The sequence below is a fragment of the Megasphaera sueciensis genome (assembly GCF_050219315.1).
Taxonomy (GTDB): Bacteria; Bacillota; Negativicutes; order Veillonellales; family Megasphaeraceae; genus Megasphaera_A; species Megasphaera_A sueciensis.
The window spans coordinates 2,883,955-2,904,220 of record NZ_CP116939.1; the positions used below are offsets into that span (position 1 = coordinate 2,883,955).

Here is a 20,266-nt window from a genome sequence, read left to right on the forward strand (position 1 = left end):
CGGAAAAGAGAGTGATTCGATGGCATACGACAGCACTAAGCCGACAGATGATGAATATCTATCGACGTTTCCGGCTGAAATGCGGGAACAATTGCGGGCTATCATTAGTGACCAGATTGTAAATGCTTTAAAATTACAGGGCTTGATTCCTGCAAATACGACAGGGCAAATACCTGTTAGCAATGGAAATGTGAATACAAATTTAAATGCCGATATGCTGGATGGCAAACATAGTGCCTCGTTTTCCGACATAGCCCATATTCATAGTGATGCTACGAAGAACGCTGATGGATTTATGAGCAGTGTCGATAAGACTAAGCTGGATGGCGTGGAAGCAGGGGCGGAGGTGAATCAAAACGCAATTAGTAATATTGCTGTGGGAAGTACTACGATACAGGCCGACAATAAACAAGATACGCTCACCATAGTAAACGGAGCCAATATTACGGTGACACCAGATGCCACTAATGATAAAATTACGATTGCCGTTTCGGGAACAGTCCCTATGGCCGTTGGTTGTACGGGAAATGCAGCAACAGCAACAAAATTAAAAACAGCACGGAAAATTTCACTTACAGGAGATGCAACGGGATCAGTATCAGATGATGGAAGTGAAGATATAGATATTGAGGTAGCGGTAGGAAGTGCTAATAGTATTAGTTCAGATGTATTGAAAACTATTTTATTAGTTGTATATCCGGTAGGTAGTTATTATTGGAACGATGACAATACAGATCCTTCAACGTTATTTGGCGGTACGTGGATACAAATTAAAGATAAGTTTGTTCTTGCTGCAGGTGATACCTATAAAGCAGGGGACACTGCAGGTGAAGCAACCCATATATTAACTATCAATGAAATGCCAAGTCATAGACATGGGGCATCAGCAGATTCACAAGGACAGCATACTCATTCAATTACATATACTAAAAATAATTCACCCGCATACCACGGAGCTGGCAGTAATGTGGGGCATTTAGGTGGCAATGGACAGCAATGGAATTGGTCAGATATTAATACTAATGCAGCTGGTTTACATTCCCATAATATAACTATTAATAGTACTGGTGACGGACAAGCACATAATAACATGCCACCATACATTGTTGCTTATTGTTGGAAGAGAACGGCATAAGGAGGTGCGGCATGGAGGGAGTATTGGTGGGAATTATAGGTGGGTTAGTGGCTATGGTCGGAGTCTTAATTAAATTTTCTATTATTAATCCAATTGCCAAATGGCCGGAACAAGTGCAGGAGCTTGCCAAGTTGCAGGTGTCTACAGATGAATCCGTGCATAGTGCACACAAACGGATTGACGGTCTGGAGGAGCGCGTAGAGGTATTGGAAAGGAAGTGATCCATTAAAATATGTATCTAGTCTGGAGGTGATACATTGTTACAAAAAATGCATAAACATATGTTAGATATTATAGCAGGGGCATTTTTGCTCCTGTTTTTGTTTTGGGCAATTGGCTATTTTGCAGACGCATTGTATGGCATGAAATTCGAAATCAAGTCGTGCTGGGACGGATTTACTACACTGAGTGGTGCCGGTGTTTTAGCTGTCGTACGCTATATCATGGACAGCTGGAAGAATAGTGATGATGGGGTAAATCCATATGAAGACAAAAAATAGGAGATGATTTACATGAACGTAATTGACATATCTGATTGGCAGGAAGGTCTTAATTTTGACGATTTACGAAATAACGGTGTGGATGGCGTTGTCATCAAAATTGAAGAAGGGCAAAGCGAGGACGCTGATTTTGAAACATTTTTGCAGGACGTAGAAAATGAGGAATTAGAATGGGGCGTTTACTTATTTTCTCATGCTACTTCAACAGATATTGCTATTCAGGAAGCCCAAAATTTAATAGCGAATCTAAATGGCAGGGTTCCACCACTGGGAACATGGTACGATATTGAGGCAGATGAATGTTTTAACAGTGGGGTTAACCCAACAGATTTATGTAGTTCATTTATTTGTACGGTAAACGATGCAGGGTTAAAATGTGGAATTTATGCTTCTGATGGAAAGTTTGGCGAAGGGGAAAATGAAATTAATCCTAATACGTTGGGAGATTATGTCCCATATTGGGTAGCAGAATATGGGGTATCGCAATGTGATTTTCCGTCACAATATCCGAACAAGCACATGGCAGCATGGCAGGATAGTGAAAATGGGAATATTGATGGCACCAACGTGGATACGGATCAATGGTATGACGACCCATTGTAATTATTTTTTAAGTTAACAAATGGCCAATAGGCAGTTGGTAGTATTTTTGAAATTTTTATATGTTTTAATTTTTTATTTTAGTTAACAATTAAGGAGTGGATCATTATGACAGAAGAAGTTAAACAAGAAACAGCACAGAATTCGGTAACACCGGAAGAGAAAGTGGAACAGGATATTGCTAATATGAAGCAGCATTTGGCTAATTTGGAACAGGATGACAAAGATTTGTATGCTGATGAAATAAAATCCTTGAAAGCAAAAATTACGGCATCAGAAGACAAGCTGCAGCAGGAAGCAAAATCCGTTGTGACAAATGTGGAAACCGCAGAAAAAACATTCCGGGAAAAATATGGTAATGAAGTGTTGAACAGCGTTGAAATTGTGGCATTAGCTGCCATTATTTATAGACTATTTTTCTAATTACATGCAAAAGGTCGGCAGGTATGATTCCTGTCGGCCTTCTTTTTATATAGGGAGAAAATATCATGATACTATCTGAAATGAAGAAACATAAAAAAACAATTGCCTGTGTTGCCGTTGTAGCCGTTTTACTGGGTGGCGGCTTATACTTTTACCTGCATCATGAAAAGGTGGCACAGGAAGCGCCTAAGGTAATGAAATACCAAGATACGACCAATTCGGGTAAATTAAAAAATACCTTGGATGTAGATGATAACACAGCAGGGCAGTTAGTTAAAGAAATTGAATACATTTATGACGGTAAAGTTGCACCGGAAACTACGTATTATGTAACTGCACCCAATTTGGAAAAAGCTGCAGATGATACGGCAAGCAATATTAAAACAACGATGGCTACAGGCAAAAATACAAATAACTTACCAACAGCAGCAGTTGAAAAAACAGACCGGACAGTTGTAACGGCCAACACTGATCAGCAGCAGGTCGATGTGTACAAAATCAATCTCAGAAACAACCATAAACTCAAGGGCGGAGTTTTATATCACGATAATGGTTTATCCGTGGGAGCTGGATATCAGGCAGGCAAGTGGGAAGGAATGGTATATGTTGGTCATGGAAAGCCGGATTATGCGGTGAATTATACATGGAAAGAATGGTGACTTTACTTTATTCTAAAAAAACATATGGAGCAAAAATTAATGTGTTATCTAGTGTATGGGTGAAAATCTGCAATCGGTTGTATATTTATGCTATTAATAATGCTATATCTTCTATTGTGGTAAATATTCAGAGCGGATTAATGGATTTGGCTAGAAAATATTGTATAAGGCACTGACTGTGGTCAGTGCCTTATTTTTAGCTATTTTGTATTAACGAGATTGTGAAAAATTAACAATATTATTGATTTTTAGATATATCTTTTTGTATTTGATCTAATTTTTTGTTTAACATTTCAAAATTTTTATTTATGTGATCTAAATTTATCTGGGGAGAAATTTCTAACATTTCTGCCTTGAATTTGCTGCTTCTGCAAATACCCCATTCTATATTTATATTATTATTTAATGTTTCTATATTAAATTGCTTATTTGGAGGAACAATATTATTGTAGCATTTGACAATTTTGATGAATAGTTTATTGTGAGATTTCCAAGCAGACATTAATTCTTCATTTTCTTTTTTTGGTAACCAATTATTTGTTTTTATATGATTATCTGGTGAGCCTTTTCTTAGCATTAGAAATTTTGCACCAGGTTGGTTAAAAAAAATTGTCAATTGAGGTAATTTGTAAGAATATGATATAAAGGATGAGAACCGAAACTTCTGTATTAATGTAATAATTTCAGTATCTATTAAGTTTCCGAAAACAAGCAATACTTCACTTAATAAAGAATCGGATAAAAATTTATTAGCATCAAGTAAAATTTGATAATTTTTCATAATATTAGGTACATTTAATTTGTTTTGCCTAGGATCATTTTTTTCTAAATAAGGAGATTTATTAAAATCAAGATAGTCAACTTCCCTAAAATATTCATCGGAAATTAAATAATCTAAAGAAGTAATCCGTATTTCTTGTTTAGCAGAAGACTTAAAAAAACCATAAATGATAACTTCATAGTATTCTTTTAGTATTTCATATAGAGAATTAAGTGCAATGTTTTTTCTCAATTCATTTTCTTTTTTATGATATTTATTTAATGTCATATCATAAAGATAAATTATAATAGCGCTAGTAATGAATCCTGTTCCTATATTTATTTCAATGCTTTGGAACCATTGTTTGCTAAACCAACTTATAATACATAGTATTATTCCAAATATAAAGATTCCTAGTAAAATATAAGATATTCTTTTTTCCATGTTCTCAGCTCCTATTTTTAATTTATATGAACTAGTACAAATGGTATGCTAAAAATGATGAAAATACAAGTTAATCAATATTTATTTTCAAACAGAACAAATGTTTGCATCCTAGCTGTTGTCATGATACAATACCAGTAGACTAGTCAGAATCTATTATTATGAGGTGATTGTAAACGAACGAAAAGTTTTTAAATCAAATTAAATGCGGTGATTCCATCGAATTGCTGCAGCAGCTTGAAGATAATTCCGTGGATGCGGTTATTACAGATCCGCCATACTGCAGCGGTGGTCAAACTGCGAACGCACGAGCACAAACTCCATCCAGTAAGTATGAACAATCAGATAATAAAATTGTCCATCGTCCGGATTTTGTGGGTGATACCATGGATCAACGTTCATGGTTGCATTGGTGTATCTTATGGATTACTGATTGTCAGCGGATTCTTAAGCCTGGTGGATATTTCCTTATGTTTACTGATTGGCGGCAGATGCCGACGGCTTCAGATGCTTTGCAAATGGGCGGCTTGATATGGCGTGGTATTGTAGCATGGAATAAAGGACTGGGAGCGAGAGCACCGCATAAGGGTTATTTTAGACATCAATGTGAATATATTGTGTGGGGCACGAATGGAAAGTGTTCTAAAGCCAAACATGCAGGACCGTATCCCGGCTGCTTTAATTTTCCAGTGAAACAAAAAGATAAGTTCCATTTGACCGGAAAGCCGACACCGCTCATGGAAGAGTTAGTACAAATTGTTCCGGAAAGGTCAGTTATTTTAGATCCGTTTGCGGGAAGCGGTACGACGTGCGTGGCAGCCAAGAAACATAACCGGCAATATATTGGATTTGAGAAGACTGAAGTATATTATGATATTGCTGAGAAAAGAATAATGAATGCTATATAGCTAAAAGGCCCTATTTTAAATAGGACCTTTTTTGTGCATAATGCAAAAATTTTACAAAAGGTGTAGATAAGGGTGTAGATGAGCTGTTTTTTCTCGTATATACAAAAACAACCATGCCGCGCAAACGGCATGGTTATCATACTTTTTATGGTGGACCACCAGGGGCTCGAACCCTGGACACCCTGATTAAGAGTCAGGTGCTCTACCAGCTGAGCTAGTGGTCCACATGTTTATGAGCACAAAAAATATAATACACTATTTTGTTGAAAAAATCAAGTATATTTTCTGAAAAGAGAGGAAGATACAGTAAACAACCGAATATGCAAGTTCCTTCATTGATTTTATCTATAGGAAAAATGTATAATAAACATATATAGATAGCGATTAGCTGGAGGGATAAACATGATTACTTGTAATGGCAGTGGCAGCTTGGATAATGTTGCCGTCGGGGTTGATAACCGGATGCGGGTGTTGACACAAATTCCGAAAAAGGATAGCGAGAAGCTTCGCATATATGTAGACCGACATCCGGAGCTTTTAGAGTATCCGTCTGTGTCCGTGTTTCCTCTGATTGATGAAGAAAAAGTAAAGAATTATATTCTTGTCGGTATCGGTAAAAAGCCGTATCCTTATGGGCAGGCTGATGATTTCTGTATTGCCCGTAAAATAATGGCAACTGCCATGGCGCAGGGCATTTCCGAGTTGGCAGTTTTGGTGGATACGTTGGAGGCAGATATACCGACGTTGATTGACGGCCTTTTGTTTCGCAATTACGAGTTTAATCATTATAAGAAAAGCACAAAATCTCATCTTGTACCTATGGTCAATCTCGTGACTTCTGCAGAGGATGTTAAAGAGCTGAACATGATGTGTTATGTGTATACCGCTATTTATGAGGGTATCAAAACAGCGAGAGATCTCGTCAATATGCCGCCGAATGAACTAACCCCCCGAAAATTTTCTGATATTGCCACGGCGTTGTGCAAGAGCGAAAATATTACGGTAGAAACCTTGAATAAATGGCAGCTGGAAAAGTTGAAAATGGGCGGGCTTCTGGCTGTGGGAAAAGGCAGTATGAATAATCCTCAAATGGTAACGGTCACATATACCGGTAATACGGAAAGCCGGGACAAATTGGCTGTTGTCGGTAAGGGAATTACCTATGACAGCGGGGGATTATCGCTGAAAGACCATGAAAATATGGAGTTCATGAAGTCCGATATGGCAGGAGCTGCCACGGCGTTAGGTGTTATTCGGGCATTGATGTTGCTGAAATATCCTGTCAATGTGATGGCGGTCATGCCGATGGCTGAAAATATCCCCTCCGGCATGTCGTTCCATGTGGATGATATTATTACGATGTTAAGTGGCAAAACGGTGGAAATCAAAAATACCGATGCCGAAGGCCGCCTTGTTTTGGCTGATGGCGTGACCTATGCCCAGAAACTGGGTGCGACGAAGGTTATAGACTTGGCGACTTTGACCGGCGCTTGTGTAACGGCGCTGGGGACGGTCCGTTCTGGTGTTATCGGAAATGATCAGCAGTGGATCAATCATATTTTTGAGGGAGCTGCCCGCATGAATGAACGGGTATGGCAGCTGCCGGCAGATCGGGAATACGAATCGTTGCTGCATAGTGAGGTAGCAGATTTGAAAAATACAGGTGGTCGTAACGCCGGGGCGATTACGGCGGGATTGTTTATTAAGCAGTTTATTCGTCCGGGAGTTGCCTGGGCTCATATTGATATTGCCGGAACCGCTTTCTGTGAACAAAAAGATGAAACCGGATTTTTTGGTGCTACGGGAGTCGGAATCAAGACGGTATTGGAACTTCTGAAAGGAGGGCAGCCATGAATGTTGATTTACATATGCACACATCGTGCTCAGATGGAGTGTATACGCCGGAAGAACTCATAGCGATGGCGGAGACTGCTCGGCTTGGTGAAATTTCTATTACTGATCATGATACCGTGGAGGCGTATTCCCATTCTTGTATTTTTTCTTCGTCGGTCGGCGTTATACGAGGTATTGAGATCAGCACGGAATATAACGGTGAAGATATTCATGTTTTAGGGTATTATATCCATACGGATCATAAAGCGATACGGGAATATTGCCAGACTTTTCATCAGCGCAGATTGGAACGAGCGCTGAAAATCGTTGATAGATTAGCTGGGCTTGGATATAAGTTGGACCGCACTCCGCTCGAAGGATTGATCAAGCAGGGCGTGGCGGTGGGACGGCCGCATATTGCACGAATGCTTATTGAAAAGGGGTACTTTGCAACTATTAAAGAAGTGTTCCAAGAGGTACTGCATCGGGGCGCTCCGGCGTATATACCGTATCAGCGCTGTACGATTGAGGAATGTATTCAGCTCATACATGAGGCTGGCGGGGTGGCTATTCTCGCACATCCGGGACTGATTCAGCATAATCTGCAGGCTGTGTTACCTTATGCATTTGATGGTATTGAGGTTTTTCATCCCAAGAACCGAGGACGAGAAAACGAGTTTATGGAAATTGCGGAAAAGCGGCATTGGCTTATTAGCGGTGGTTCTGATTTTCATGGTGTTCCGGGAAGATTCCCCGAAATAGTGGGACAATTTTATGTTCCATCGGAACGGTTGCATACATTACTCGAATATAGGAGAAAAAAATGAAAGTTATAGGATTTATTGGCGCGGCTGGAACGGGTAAAAGCCATCATGCACTGGTTGTAGCACATGACAACGATATAGATTGCATCATTGATGACGGAATCTTGATTTATCAGAATAAAATTGTTGCCGGACGTTCAGCCAAGGAAGAAACAAATCAGCTAAAGGCAACACGACGCGCTATTTTCTCTGATGCAGCGCAGGCGGCCGAGGTACAGAAAGCACTAGCAACGATCCAACCGGAGAAGCTTCTTGTGTTAGGGACTTCCGCACATATGGTGCGTAAGATTGCAGAAATGCTTGCGATTCCTGAACCTAAAGCGTTTATCCACATAGAAGAGATCTCCTCTGCTGAAGAAATATCCAAAGCTCATACGATACGCGTCAGAGAAGGAAAACATGTAATTCCTGTTCCGACAATGGAATTAAAGTCTCATTTTAGAGGATATCTGCTGGGATCTATCCGCTCATTTTTTAAGAAAAAAAACGGCAGAAAATCAGAAGAAACGTATGAACGCTCTGTCGTACGTCCGGTATTCAGTTATTATGGAAAATTGACTTTTACGGACGATGTATTGCAGCGTTTGATTCATCATACCTTAACCGATATTTACGGCATTGCCGGGGTAAACAAGGTGAAAGTCGGAAAAAGCACGCAAGATGTAGGAAGCGGCATTGATGTCACGCTGTCCGTCACGATTTTGTACGGCGAAAATGTTAGAGCCTTAATGCATCAGGTCAAGGACGCGATTCAACATGAGGTTGAATATACTACCGGCATGTCTGTCGATGTTTTAAGAATAACGATTCATGGAATTGAGCTAAGTAAAGCATAGCGTTTGACAGAGAATACAATCAGGAAGAGGAGCTTTCGGGACATGTCTAAGGAAAGATTAATTATGCTGGGAACCGGTTGTGCGATGGTAACAGAATGCTACAACACGTGTTTTGTTATACAGAATGCAGAGGGGGATTGTTTTCTTACCGATGCCGGCGGGGGCAACGGAATATTGAGGCAGTTGAAGGCTGCCAAGGTTGCGTATCTGCGGCTGCATCATTTGTTTGTTACGCATGGGCATACCGATCATATTTTGGGAGTTGTCTGGGTTATCCGCCGCATTGCCATGTATATGCTGACAGGCAGTTATGAGGGAGACTTCCACATCTACTGCCATGATGAAGTGGCGCATATGCTGCGTGTTATTTGTGATTTGACATTAACGGGAAAACATAAAGCGAAAATTGATAACGGAATCTACATCCATGAAATAAAAAATGGTACACGGTTTTCTGTTTTGGGAATGGATATACAGGCTTTCGATATTTTATCTACTAAGGCAAAACAATTCGGCTATAGCTTACAGCTACCTGACGGAAAGAAGCTCACCTGTCTGGGGGATGAACCGTTTAACGAACATTCACGTATCTATGCGGAGCATAGTGACTGGCTGCTAGCAGAAGCTTTTTGCCTGTATCGTGATCGTACACGGTTTAAGCCGTATGAAAAACATCATAGTACGGTAAAAGAAGCTTGTGAAACGGCGGCGGCCTTGCAGTGCGGTAATTTGGTTTTATATCATACAGAAGATACGGACTTGGCAAGGCGTAAGGCGCAATATACGGCGGAGGGAATCATGTATTATGATGGGGGACTCTATGTTCCTGATGATTTGGAGGTCATCGAACTGTCGTGATATATGCTATTTTTTCATTGACAAAGGTTGTTTTTCAAAGGTATAATTTATGCATGAGTTCATGTGACTGACGGAAGTGGAATGACCACGGGGAGCATGACTAAGAAAAGCCGACCGTCTGGGCAATGATTCCAGAGGTGTCGGCATTTATTTTTTTGGGAGGTAATTCACGATGAAGGAACTGCAATTAAAATACGGCTGTAATCCAAATCAAGCCTCAGCCAGGGTGTATATGAAGGATGGCAGCGAGCTGCCTGTTGAAGTAATGAATGGACGTCCCGGTTATATTAATTTACTGGATGCATTTAACAGTTTTCAGTTGGTCAAAGAATTAAAAGAAGCAACGGGGCTTCCTGCAGCGGCTTCCTTTAAGCATGTCAGTCCTGCCGGAGCTGCGGTAGCTGCCGGTATGAGTGATGTGCTTAAAAAGATATACTATGTAGATGATTTGCAGTTATCTCCGCTGGCATGTGCATATGCCTGTGCACGCGGGGCAGATCGTATGAGTTCCTATGGCGATTTTGTCGCTCTGTCCGATATTTGTGATGCAGAAACAGCGACTCTCCTGAAACGTGAAGTTTCTGATGGTGTGATTGCTCCCGGATATACGGAAGAAGCCTTGGCGATTCTGAAATCCAAGCGCAAGGGAACCTATTGTGTACTGAAAATTGATCCGGATTATGTACCGGCCGGTATAGAAAGCAAGGAAGTATACGGAGTAACCTTTGAACAAGAACGGAATAATGTAAAAATTACGGACAATCTTTTTGAAAATCGACCGACAAAAAACAAAGATATTCCTGCAGCGGCGAAACGAGATTTACTCGTGGCACTCATTACTTTGAAATACACACAGTCCAATTCTGTTTGTTATGTGAAGGACGGCATGACGATTGGCGTCGGTGCGGGGCAGCAGTCTCGCGTCCACTGTACTCGTCTGGCAGGGAACAAGGTTGATGTTTGGTGGCTTCGCCAAAATCCAAAGGTACTGTCGCTGCCGTTTAAAAAAAATATTCGCCGGCCTGATCGGGACAATACAATTGATGTATACATTTCTGATGATGCCGAAGATGTTTTAGCTGATGGCGTCTGGCAAAATCTTTTTACAGAAAAACCGGAACCCTTAAGCAGAGAGGAAAAGAAAGCTTGGATTGCACAGCTTCATGGTGTTGCCTTGGGAAGTGATGCATTTTTCCCGTTTGGTGACAATATTGAACGGGCTCATCGCAGCGGCGTCGATTATATTGCGCAGGCAGGCGGTTCTATCCGTGATGATAATGTTATTGAAACGTGTGATAAATATGACATGGCCATGGCCATGACCGGACTGCGCTTGTTCCATCATTGATTCAGTCCATAAAAGAATGAGATACTTAATCATAAGAAGACAAATCCCAGATATTAATATCTGGGATTTGTCTTCTTATGATTAAGTGAATTACGGGATAAAGTTCCCGTGTCTGTTACATTGGGATGTGTTTTTTTCTGTTTCGGAATATAGCCGATAATCCGTTTCCAATCTTTTATGGTTTGGATCATCAGCGGCAAGGACGGGTTGTCTGTATCATCCAGCCAGGCAGTAATAATTTCGGCTTTCATGTTGATACCACGAATGGGAAGGGTTTTGATGCGGTTATTATTAATGGCGGGAATCATATAAGAAGGAACAATGGAAATACCCAAACCGGCAGAAACCATAAGCATCATGGTCTCGGTGTCATTCGCATAATAGATTTGTCCATATTTGATATTTGCTGTCATATACCGGCTGATAGACTCATTTTGGTCGGTAATGGTTTCCCCCGTGCGGCTTACAATAAAGGCCTGGGCACGTAGATCGTCGCGGAATAAATATTTTTTGTTCGTTAGCGGATGAAAACTGGGGAGAACGGCAACAACGGGAAATTCATGAATGGGGAGTTGTAAAACATTTTTATAGCGGCCAATATCAAAACGGATATTAAAAACCAGATCTAAATCATTATTTTGCAACTTGTCATATAAATTCACGGCACTGTTACGTTCTAGCTGCAGTGATATTTGCGGATGCGACTCGTGAAAACGTTGGATCAGCAGATGTAGCGGTGCTTGTTCAAAACCAGTGATCCAGCCGATCCGCAGGGAACCGGAAATTCCCTTGCCGATAAGACGGACCTGATCGACCGATTTATCAAGTGTATATACCAATGCACGGCTTTCTTTGAGAAAATACCGGCCTGCTTGTGTTAGTACGACTCGGTGGTTAATTCGAGTAAACAGCATAACTTGCAGTTGATCTTCCAACGATTTGATTTGCTGTGTGATGGCTGTCTGGGTAATATGAAATTGTTGAGCTGCCTTTGTAAAACTTTCATTTTCTGCAGCGGCGATAAAATATTGTAATTGCTTAGTATTCATAGCTTATTTTGTTTTCCCCCTTCGATATATTGTATATACGAGTACACATTTAACATAATTATAACGCATAATATTTATGTTGTCATTGTCAAATTTTCAATTAATGTAGAAATAAATTGTATGATTTGAACAACTTGTGTACATATGTGAACAACGTATAGTTATACGAACAGTGACAATATTGATAAGTGACTAGTGTAAAATAGTCCTCGGTAAGATATTGTTAAAAAATAGAAAGTTTAGATAATAGATACACTGCCTAGCCAGCAAAATATATTACAACTAAAGGTCTCCTCATGGAATATGTTGTAGCAGAAACAATCAAAACAATAAAGGAATCCGATACCGCTAGCATGTGAGAAACAAAATTATTGCGGTTGTTTATTCATCTCTTCACCGAACACATGCTTGACAAGTAAAAATACTTGACAGATAAAAAGAGCTGCTGTATACTGACAATATGCACAATTGTCAGGAGGCGGTGAAGGTATGTTAGAAGATATGGTCCGCAAGGGACGACTTCTTGATATATACGGGCCGCTGCTTACGGAGCGGCAGCATCGTTGTATGGAGCTGTATTTTTTCATGGATTTGTCGTTAGCAGAAATCGGTGAAGAACTTCATATTTCAAGACAAGGTGTTTATGATATGCTGCATCGTGCCGGAAACGCGTTGGAAGGATATGAACGGCGGTTACATTTGCTGGAACGCGTTAATGCGCTGCGGATAGGCTTATCGGAAGCGGTGTCACTGCTTGAACAGGGTGATGCAGTGCAAATAGAGAAAGCAAAACATATCTTACATCATTTGGATATTTGATGATAAAAGGAGATCCCCATGCCATTCGAAAGTTTATCGGAACGATTTCAGTTAGCTTTTAAAAAACTGCGCGGTAAAGGAAAACTCTCCGAAGAGGATGTCAACGAAGCACTGAAAGAGATGCGTCGGGCATTGCTTGAGGCTGATGTTAATTTTAATGTAACAAAAGATTTTATAAAGAAAATAAAAGAAAAAACCGTTGGCGAAGAAGTATTCGGTACATTGAATGCGGCACAGACGGTCATTAAAATTGTCCGGGACGAATTAGCCGAGTTATTGGGTGGCACGCAGAGCCGCATTACCATTTCCTCCCGTCCGCCTACGATTATTATGCTTGTAGGGCTGCAGGGAGCCGGGAAAACGACGACGGCGGCCAAATTGGCTAGAATGCTTAAGAGTCAGGGGAAGAGTCCCTTGCTGGTTGCAGGTGACGTATACCGGCCGGCCGCTATTTCTCAATTACAAGTGTTGGGGGAACAGTTGGATATTCCTGTGTATACCGAAGAAGGCAGCAAGGATCCGGTGCAGATATCTCAAAATTCGATTCCTTTTGCGCTTAGCCATTTGAAGGACATTATCATTGTCGATACGGCAGGGCGTCTGCATGTTAATGAAACCTTGATGGATGAATTGGTCCGCATTAAGGAAACAGTGCATCCCCATGAAATCATGCTGGTCGTCGATGCGATGACCGGGCAGGATGCGGTTACGGCCGCGTCAGCTTTTGATCAGGCTTTGGGAATCGACGGTATTATCATGACCAAACTTGATGGGGATGCCCGCGGCGGTGCCGCCTTGTCCATTAAAGCTGTTACCGGAAAACCCATCAAATTTATTGGCGTCAGTGAAAAGCTGGATGGTCTTGAAGAATTTCACCCAGACCGGTATGCTTCTCGTATACTGGATTTGGGCGATGTGGAGACGATCATTGAAAAAGCACAAGCTGCTTTTGATGAAGAATCCATGGAAGAAATGAAAAAAACCATGAAGAGCGGCAGCTTTACGTTTGATGACTTCCTTTCTCAGCTGAACATGGTTAAAAAGATGGGAAATATGAGTAGTTTAGTAGGACTCATTCCCGGTATTGGAAAATATAAGAAAGAAATTGATAAAATCAATATGGATGGAAAGGAATTTAAACACTTAGAGGCCATTATACAGTCCATGACAACTAAAGAACGATCCAGTTCCAATCCGAAGATGCTTATAAAGGACAGCCGCAAACGCCGTATAGCGAAAGGCAGCGGTACTCGTGTCCAAGATGTAAACCGTCTCATCAAACAGTTTACAGAAATGCAGAAAATGATGAAAATGGCTAAAAAACAACAAGGGAAAAAACGTAGCTTCATGCCGCGTCTCCCGTTCCATATGTAGGCCTCGATAGTGAGGATATTACGTTGAGGAGGTGAAATGTAATGATTAAAATTCGTTTAGCTCGTTTAGGTGCTAAAAAGAATCCGGTTTATCGTGTTGTTGTTGCTGATTCTCACAATGCCCGCAATAATGGTCGTCCTGTTGCTACCTTAGGTCAGTATGATCCTGCTAAGGGCATAGAATCTTTGAATGTCGATGTCGAAACTGCTGTAGAATGGCTCGGCAAAGGTGCACAACCGACCGATACGATTCGTTCTCTTTTCAAGAAAGCCGGTATTATGGCTAAGTTTGAAGAGTCTAAAAAGTAAGTGAGGCTGATTGCTATGGAAGAATTAATTGCATGTATTGCAAAAGCGTTGGTGAAACGCCCGGAAGCAGTTACAGTTACGAAGAATCAAAAGAAAGGCCTCGAAGTGTATGAGCTTCATGTCGCCCCGGAAGATATGGGGAAAGTTATTGGCAAGCAGGGAAAGATTGCAAAAGCAATACGCCTGGTTGTAAAGGCTGCGGCAGTGAAGGCTGATAAAAAAGTATCAGTAGATATTGTATAGGAGGAGCCATGGATCAAATTACATTGCGCTGCCCTGTTGCCGTTAAGTCAAAGGTTACAGAAGCGCTCAAAGCTAAAATCCTCAAAAATTCCGAGCAGAATCTGACTGATGTTGACCGTGAAATGCAAAACCTGGAATTTCAGGCAAAACGCATGATGGTTGATCAGGCTAAAATGGATGCGCAAGGTCTTATTTCCCTGCGGGCTCAATTGGAAGAACAGCGGCAGCGACTCAATGCTACGAAGGCACAGGCTCAGCATGCCTACGAAGAAGCACAAAAGCTGGATATCGGCTCCGAAATCAATCAAGGACAGCTCGAACAGACTGTTTTGGTAAAAGTCGGTGACGATTTGGATAAGTTGGTTGGTACCGAAATCTTGCTGGAAGATGGCAAAATCATTGCCATCCGTCAATAAGTAAGATGGCTGATTTCATTACGATTGGACAAATAGTTGCCCCGCACGGCGTGCGGGGTGATGTTCGTATTTATCCTGATACGGACTTTCCCGAACGATTTCTGCACATGAAATGTGTTTATATTGACGGGATACAGTATGAAATAGAGCATGCCAGCTTTCACAAGCGCGTGGTGCTCATGAAACTTGCCGGTATCAATGACCGCAATGCTGCAGAACTTCTTTTGAAGAAGGAACTGCAAATACCGCGGGAAGATCTAACACCCCTTAAAAAAGGACAGTACTATGTGTTTGATATCATAGGAATCGGGGTGTATGATTTGCATGATCATTATTTAGGAACCGTTACGGATGTCCTGAAAACGGGGAGTAACGACGTATATGTTGTGACCGATGCAGAAGGAAAAGAAACGCTGCTGGCGGCAATTCATGAAGTTGTTAAATCCATTGATGTGGAAACGAAGAAAATGGTGGTAGATCCACCGGAGTGGGTAGAATAATGAGAATCGATATAATTTCCTTATTTCCTGAATTTATCGAAGCTTTTTACCATCACAGCATTATTAAACGTGCCCGTGAGGCTGGGATTTTGGATCTCGATGTGACAAATCCTCGCAGTTTTACGTATGATAAACATCATATGGTGGATGATACGCCGTATGGCGGCGGCAGAGGAATGCTTATGAAGGCGGAACCGCTGTTCCGGGCGGTAGAAGCAGTGCGGCGGAGTGTGGATAAAAGACGTATTATTCTCATGGGACCAAGTGGTTCGACCTTTGATCAGGCGAAAGCCAGAGAACTGGCAGCCTATGATCAGCTTATTTTACTTTGTGGACATTATGAAGGTGTGGATCACCGGGTAGAAGATTATCTGGCTGATGAGACTATTTCCGTGGGGGATTTTGTACTGACAGGAGGAGAGATTCCTGCTATGGCGGTTACCGATGCGGTAGCCCGCATGTTGCCAGGCGTTCTTACTGCGGGCAGTGCGGCAGAAGATTCTTTTTATACGTCGCTGCTTGAATATCCACAATATACAAAACCTGCATTTTTTCGCGGCTATCGTGTTCCTGAGGTACTGTGCAACGGCGATCATGCAAAAATCAATGCATGGCGGCATCGGCAATCCGTGCAGAGAACACTTGCGAAACGGCCCGACTTGTTGGAAAATTGCGCATTATCACCATCTGACAAGGAACTATTAGCGCAGCTGAAACGGGAGATGGAATGATGAAATCATCCTTATATATAGGGTTGGTGCATTATCCAATATATGATAAGAATTTTAACGTCATTGCTACGGCTATCACGAATTATGATCTTCACGACATATCGCGATCCGCTACGACGTATGGCGTAAAAAAATATTTTATTATCCATCATATCGAGGGACAACTCGATATGGTGCATAAAATTATCGATTTCTGGCGCAGTCCGGCGGGACGGAAATATAATTCGTACCGTACGGAAGCTTTTGATATTGTCGACATCCGCCCTTCCATCGAAGCGGCTGTTGATGCGGTGACGGAACAGGAAGGACAACGTCCGTATATTGTTACGACCGATGCGCGCACGTATGCCAATACAATTTCCTATAAAGAACTGCGGCATAAGCGTGAAACAGAAACGGTGCCGATCTTGTTGCTTTTAGGGACCGGTTATGGTATGACGAAAGAAACGATGGAGCAGTTTGATTTCATCCTGGAACCTATTTATGGTTCTGGGGAGTATAACCACCTATCCGTACGTTCGGCAGCGGCTATTATTCTTGACCGTTTGGCAGGCGAAGCTTGGTGGAATCAATAAGGGAGGCATTTTCATGTCTGGACATTCAAAATGGGCCAATATTAAACGTAAGAAAGGCAAGAACGATGCTATTCGCGGCAAGATTACTACAAAAATCAGCCGTGAAATTACCATTGCGGTTCGTATGGGCGGAGCTGATCCCGTTGGTAATATGCGGCTGAAACTGGCATTGCAGAAAGCAAAAGAAAACAACATTCCTAAAGAAAATATCAAGCGCGCTATCCAGAAAGGCGCGGGTGCTGCTGACGGGCAAAATTACGAAGAAATCGTATATGAAGGGTACGGGCCAGCAGGTGTTGCCGTTACGGTGAGCGTTCTTACGGATAACCGCAATCGTGCAGCTGCAGAAGTGCGCCATGTATTTTCTAAGCATGGCGGTAACTTGGGAGAAACCGGCTGTGTTGCTTGGATGTTTAAGAATAAAGGCGTCTTTGTTGTGGCTAAAGATTCAGCGGATGAAGAAGAGCTGATGATGATGGCTCTGGACGCAGGAGCCGATGATGTCAAAACAGGGGATGAAGAATACGAAATCACTACAGCACCGGAAGCCTTTGATGCAGTAGAAAAAGTGTTGGAGGAAAATAACATCGTTATGGAAGTTGCTCAAATCACGATGGTTCCGGATAATACGATTTCTCTTGGCATGGAAGATGGCCGCAAGCTGGAGAATCTTGTAGATGCATTAGATGATCTTGATGATGTACAGGATGTATACCATAATGGTGACATACCTGAAGAAGATGAATAATACATGATAACCGCGCCGCTATGCGATTTTGTTAGTGGCGTTTTTTTTGTGCGGAATAGTGTATGTGTTTTCCGCCTAACTGTGGCATGATATTTGTCTATGTAAACAAATAATATATCAATGAGAAAGATAATTTTTTGATATACCCGGGGTAAGGTGTAAGTACAATCCATTTATTTTTTACTATATGGTATTATGGATTTATTCGCCATGAGAATTGGTGAAATATAAAAAGCCGTTGGCAGGTGAAGGACCAACGGCTCAAGGTGTGATGGACGATGAAGTGTCCATATTTATATTTTATCACAACAAATATAAACATAAAAGCAGTTTATATAAAAATATATACGATACTGTGTTTTGTTTATTAGGTAAAACATGAATGTGTTATAAATGTTCTATATATGAAGGTACCGAACAATGATAGAGAGAAACGTTGCAGGATAATAATAATATTACGTCAAAGAAAAAAATCCGTTCATGCTAGAATATGACGGATCTTCCTGATTAAAGAAAATCGTGTTTACTTTATAAATATATCATGCAGTATTGATACCCGAAAATAAGAAATTTATGTAGTTTTAAAAGTATTATGAAATATGGCGGTTGTGACGTTATTTGCTTTGTTTATCTTTCGCTTCTTCATGATTCTTGAATTCCAGCCATTTGTCCAACGGAATTTTTGTTATTTTAGCTAATTTTGAGATAATATCAAATGGACAATCCGTGTCTCCGGTTATTATACTTTTAAGATTTTCTGTAGGGATGCCAAGCGTTTTAGATAATGTTTCGGTAGTCATTTCAACAGATTCAATATAGGCTTTAATTATTTTTCCGGGATGCATTGTCTGAGATTCTTTATTTGCCAATGTGTGTTTAATGTCAGAATCAAATTTATTCATATCAATACCTCTTTTCTGTATGAAAATCAAACAAGGCAGAGATTTTTATTGAAAAGTGTACCTGTTTTTTTAATAGAGTGTATACTTCATGGGCGATAGCAACAGTTTATTTTCTTTTATACAGGTTGGCACATCTCTTTAAATTTGCTGCAGCCGCTTATGCGGACCGTTTGTATGAAAAATGCCGGCAGTCCACTGGGTAACAGAAATATCATCAATTATTGTTTAATCAATTGCAATTGATGATATTTTCAGAAATAGCATATGGGTTATCAAATATATGCTATATATTAATTATATAGCATATTATATTTGAATCATAGATGGGACATATCATATTTTGATAACAATCGGAAGAAGATATAAATATGAAATTTATATACGGTCTGCTTTTGTTCTGCAATACTATTTGTAGGTTTACCATAGATATGTTACAAAAACAGAAAAGAGAGAGCACCATTTTGTGTTATGCTTAAGTTGTCTATACCAAACCACAACAGAAAGGGTGCTCTCTCATGAACAGCATAACACAAGATGTAAAGTATCGTCTATCTATTCTTTCTTACGCCAGAAAATATGGTGTGACTATTGCTGCTATAAAATATCGTACGAATCGCCAGTTTATCTATCGCTTGCAATGGCGCTATGATGGGACCCCGGCATCGTTACAGCCCCGATCCAGACGCCCTCACCATCATCCCAATCAGCACACGTCTCAAGAGATAACGTTTATTCAGAATATGCGACGACGAAATCCGCATGCCGGGCTGGTCGTGTTTTGGATCAAGCTAAGAAAACGGGGATATACACGATCCATCACGGGCCTATATCGCTGTTTAAAGCGTATCGGACTCACACGGGAATCCGTACCGAACCCAAAGTACATCCCCAAGCCCTATCAACAAGCACTGTTCCCTGGAGAAAAAGTGCAGGTAGATGTCAAAGTAGTTCCTTCTGCTTGCATCGTGGGGCAGGCACATGCGCTGGGTGAAAGAATGTACCAATACACGGCTATCGATGAATGTACGCGCGTTCGGTATTTGGAAGCATTCCAAGAACAGAGCACCTATTCTTCCACGATATTTCTCCAACACTTGGTACGAAGATTCTCGTTTCCCATTTGTAAAATCCAAACCGACAATGGCTTTGAATTCACCAACCGATTTGGTCGAAGTAAGACAGCGGAACTCACGCTGTTTGAACGACAATTGGCAGCCTATCACATTATCCATCAAAAAATACGGCCGTATACGCCGCGGCATAACGGAAAGGTAGAGCGCTCTCATCGAAAAGACAACGAGTACTTCTATGCGGAGCATCGTTTTTATTCTTTTGCAGATTTCAAAAAACAGTTAGCAGTACGTAGTAGAGAATACAATAATTTTCCTATGCGTCCTCTGGCTTGGAAATCTCCTAACGAAGTCCTTCGTTCTTTTCTTGCTACTGTGTAACATATGTTTGACAAACCTACAT

The 20,266-nt window shown here is 41.1% G+C and carries 25 protein-coding genes, 1 tRNA gene and 1 riboswitch; of the genes, 22 read left to right on the forward strand and 4 right to left on the reverse strand.

What is annotated here, in order from left to right; genetic code table 11:
* Window positions 1–19: 19 nt before the first annotated feature.
* The 6 genes from NXG62_RS13925 to NXG62_RS13950 all read left to right on the forward strand — a co-directional run bounded on the left by NXG62_RS13925 (window position 20) and on the right by NXG62_RS13950 (window position 3,317).
* Window positions 20–1,135 carry a phage baseplate protein gene (locus tag NXG62_RS13925; protein WP_427113004.1) on the forward strand — a complete coding sequence of 372 codons (1,116 nt, stop codon included), beginning with the start codon at window positions 20–22 and terminating at the stop codon, window positions 1,133–1,135.
* An 11-nt stretch (window positions 1,136–1,146) separates the two neighbouring features.
* Window positions 1,147–1,356, forward strand: a complete 210-nt coding sequence (locus tag NXG62_RS13930; protein ID WP_427113005.1) for a hypothetical protein — start codon at window positions 1,147–1,149, stop codon at window positions 1,354–1,356.
* Between the two features lie 36 nt (window positions 1,357–1,392).
* Window positions 1,393–1,635 carry a hypothetical protein gene (locus tag NXG62_RS13935; RefSeq protein WP_427113006.1) on the forward strand — a complete coding sequence of 81 codons (243 nt, stop codon included), beginning with the start codon at window positions 1,393–1,395 and terminating at the stop codon, window positions 1,633–1,635.
* A 12-nt stretch (window positions 1,636–1,647) separates the two neighbouring features.
* The gene (locus tag NXG62_RS13940; protein WP_427113007.1) at window positions 1,648–2,238 is read left to right on the forward strand and encodes a GH25 family lysozyme; all 591 of its coding nucleotides are present in this window, start codon (window positions 1,648–1,650) and stop codon (window positions 2,236–2,238) included.
* Window positions 2,239–2,343: 105 nt separating this feature from the next.
* Window positions 2,344–2,658: a hypothetical protein gene (locus NXG62_RS13945; protein WP_427113008.1), complete on the forward strand. Its 315-nt coding sequence runs from the start codon at window positions 2,344–2,346 to the stop codon at window positions 2,656–2,658.
* Between the two features lie 65 nt (window positions 2,659–2,723).
* Complete coding sequence (locus tag NXG62_RS13950) at window positions 2,724–3,317, forward strand: hypothetical protein (protein WP_427113009.1); 594 nt, start codon at window positions 2,724–2,726, stop codon at window positions 3,315–3,317.
* A 238-nt stretch (window positions 3,318–3,555) separates the two neighbouring features.
* On the opposite strand, the gene NXG62_RS13955 is transcribed toward NXG62_RS13950, so the two are convergent.
* Entirely contained in the window at window positions 3,556–4,521 is a 966-nt protein-coding gene (locus NXG62_RS13955) for a hypothetical protein (RefSeq protein WP_427113010.1), read from the reverse strand.
* A gap of 224 nt (window positions 4,522–4,745) precedes the next feature.
* Between NXG62_RS13955 and NXG62_RS13960 the strand changes: the two genes are divergently transcribed.
* Entirely contained in the window at window positions 4,746–5,429 is a 684-nt protein-coding gene (locus tag NXG62_RS13960; protein WP_427113011.1) for a DNA-methyltransferase, read from the forward strand.
* Window positions 5,430–5,577: 148 nt separating this feature from the next.
* Here NXG62_RS13960 and NXG62_RS13965 read toward each other — a convergent pair.
* Window positions 5,578–5,653: transfer RNA gene (locus NXG62_RS13965), tRNA-Lys, on the reverse strand.
* Window positions 5,654–5,831: 178 nt separating this feature from the next.
* Between NXG62_RS13965 and NXG62_RS13970 the strand changes: the two genes are divergently transcribed.
* The 5 genes from NXG62_RS13970 (at window position 5,832) to NXG62_RS13990 (ending at window position 11,128) form a co-directional block, all read left to right on the forward strand.
* Window positions 5,832–7,283, forward strand: coding sequence for a leucyl aminopeptidase (locus tag NXG62_RS13970; protein ID WP_427113012.1), 1,452 nt, complete (start codon window positions 5,832–5,834; stop codon window positions 7,281–7,283).
* Window positions 7,280–8,089, forward strand: a complete 810-nt coding sequence (locus NXG62_RS13975) for a PHP domain-containing protein (protein WP_427113013.1) — start codon at window positions 7,280–7,282, stop codon at window positions 8,087–8,089. Before NXG62_RS13970 ends, NXG62_RS13975 begins: the two co-directional genes overlap by 4 nt.
* Entirely contained in the window at window positions 8,086–8,922 is an 837-nt protein-coding gene (locus NXG62_RS13980) for an Asp23/Gls24 family envelope stress response protein (protein ID WP_427113014.1), read from the forward strand. Before NXG62_RS13975 ends, NXG62_RS13980 begins: the two co-directional genes overlap by 4 nt.
* A 42-nt stretch (window positions 8,923–8,964) precedes the next feature.
* Entirely contained in the window at window positions 8,965–9,780 is an 816-nt protein-coding gene (locus tag NXG62_RS13985; RefSeq protein WP_427113015.1) for an MBL fold metallo-hydrolase, read from the forward strand.
* A 53-nt stretch (window positions 9,781–9,833) separates the two neighbouring features.
* Window positions 9,834–9,911, forward strand: a riboswitch (ZMP/ZTP riboswitch).
* A 41-nt stretch (window positions 9,912–9,952) separates the two neighbouring features.
* On the forward strand, window positions 9,953–11,128 hold the full coding sequence (locus tag NXG62_RS13990; protein ID WP_427113016.1) for a phosphoribosylaminoimidazolecarboxamide formyltransferase: 1,176 nt from the start codon (window positions 9,953–9,955) through the stop codon (window positions 11,126–11,128).
* Window positions 11,129–11,181: 53 nt separating this feature from the next.
* Here the strand turns inward: NXG62_RS13990 and NXG62_RS13995 are convergent, their stop codons facing one another.
* On the reverse strand, window positions 11,182–12,177 hold the full coding sequence (locus NXG62_RS13995) for a LysR family transcriptional regulator (RefSeq protein WP_427113017.1): 996 nt from the start codon (window positions 12,175–12,177) through the stop codon (window positions 11,182–11,184).
* A gap of 489 nt (window positions 12,178–12,666) precedes the next feature.
* On the opposite strand from NXG62_RS13995, the gene ylxM reads away from it, so the two are divergent.
* From ylxM to NXG62_RS14040, 9 genes are read left to right on the forward strand one after another with little or no spacing between them, the layout of a single operon-like run.
* Complete coding sequence (gene ylxM / locus NXG62_RS14000; RefSeq protein WP_427113018.1) at window positions 12,667–12,996, forward strand: YlxM family DNA-binding protein; 330 nt, start codon at window positions 12,667–12,669, stop codon at window positions 12,994–12,996.
* An 18-nt stretch (window positions 12,997–13,014) separates the two neighbouring features.
* The gene (gene ffh / locus NXG62_RS14005) at window positions 13,015–14,370 is read left to right on the forward strand and encodes a signal recognition particle protein (protein ID WP_427113019.1); all 1,356 of its coding nucleotides are present in this window, start codon (window positions 13,015–13,017) and stop codon (window positions 14,368–14,370) included.
* 41 nt (window positions 14,371–14,411) lie between these two features.
* Window positions 14,412–14,678, forward strand: coding sequence for a 30S ribosomal protein S16 (gene rpsP, locus NXG62_RS14010; protein WP_091647315.1), 267 nt, complete (start codon window positions 14,412–14,414; stop codon window positions 14,676–14,678).
* A gap of 15 nt (window positions 14,679–14,693) precedes the next feature.
* Entirely contained in the window at window positions 14,694–14,921 is a 228-nt protein-coding gene (locus NXG62_RS14015; protein ID WP_091647313.1) for a KH domain-containing protein, read from the forward strand.
* Window positions 14,922–14,929: 8 nt separating this feature from the next.
* Window positions 14,930–15,337: a YlqD family protein gene (locus NXG62_RS14020; RefSeq protein ID WP_091647311.1), complete on the forward strand. Its 408-nt coding sequence runs from the start codon at window positions 14,930–14,932 to the stop codon at window positions 15,335–15,337.
* A 5-nt stretch (window positions 15,338–15,342) separates the two neighbouring features.
* Complete coding sequence (gene rimM / locus NXG62_RS14025) at window positions 15,343–15,837, forward strand: ribosome maturation factor RimM (protein WP_427113020.1); 495 nt, start codon at window positions 15,343–15,345, stop codon at window positions 15,835–15,837.
* The gene (gene trmD / locus NXG62_RS14030; protein ID WP_427113021.1) at window positions 15,837–16,568 is read left to right on the forward strand and encodes a tRNA (guanosine(37)-N1)-methyltransferase TrmD; all 732 of its coding nucleotides are present in this window, start codon (window positions 15,837–15,839) and stop codon (window positions 16,566–16,568) included. The genes rimM and trmD overlap by 1 nt, the downstream gene beginning before the upstream one ends.
* Window positions 16,568–17,143 carry an RNA methyltransferase gene (locus tag NXG62_RS14035; RefSeq protein ID WP_427114290.1) on the forward strand — a complete coding sequence of 192 codons (576 nt, stop codon included), beginning with the start codon at window positions 16,568–16,570 and terminating at the stop codon, window positions 17,141–17,143. Before trmD ends, NXG62_RS14035 begins: the two co-directional genes overlap by 1 nt.
* 13 nt (window positions 17,144–17,156) lie before the next feature.
* Entirely contained in the window at window positions 17,157–17,891 is a 735-nt protein-coding gene (locus NXG62_RS14040; protein WP_427113022.1) for a YebC/PmpR family DNA-binding transcriptional regulator, read from the forward strand.
* A 614-nt stretch (window positions 17,892–18,505) separates the two neighbouring features.
* On the opposite strand, the gene NXG62_RS14045 is transcribed toward NXG62_RS14040, so the two are convergent.
* A complete protein-coding gene (locus NXG62_RS14045; protein ID WP_427113023.1) occupies window positions 18,506–18,793 on the reverse strand; it encodes a hypothetical protein in 288 nt (95 codons plus the stop codon).
* A 515-nt stretch (window positions 18,794–19,308) separates the two neighbouring features.
* Between NXG62_RS14045 and NXG62_RS14050 the strand changes: the two genes are divergently transcribed.
* The gene (locus NXG62_RS14050) at window positions 19,309–20,244 is read left to right on the forward strand and encodes a DDE-type integrase/transposase/recombinase (RefSeq protein ID WP_427089594.1); all 936 of its coding nucleotides are present in this window, start codon (window positions 19,309–19,311) and stop codon (window positions 20,242–20,244) included.
* The last annotated feature ends 22 nt before the right edge of the window (window positions 20,245–20,266 follow it).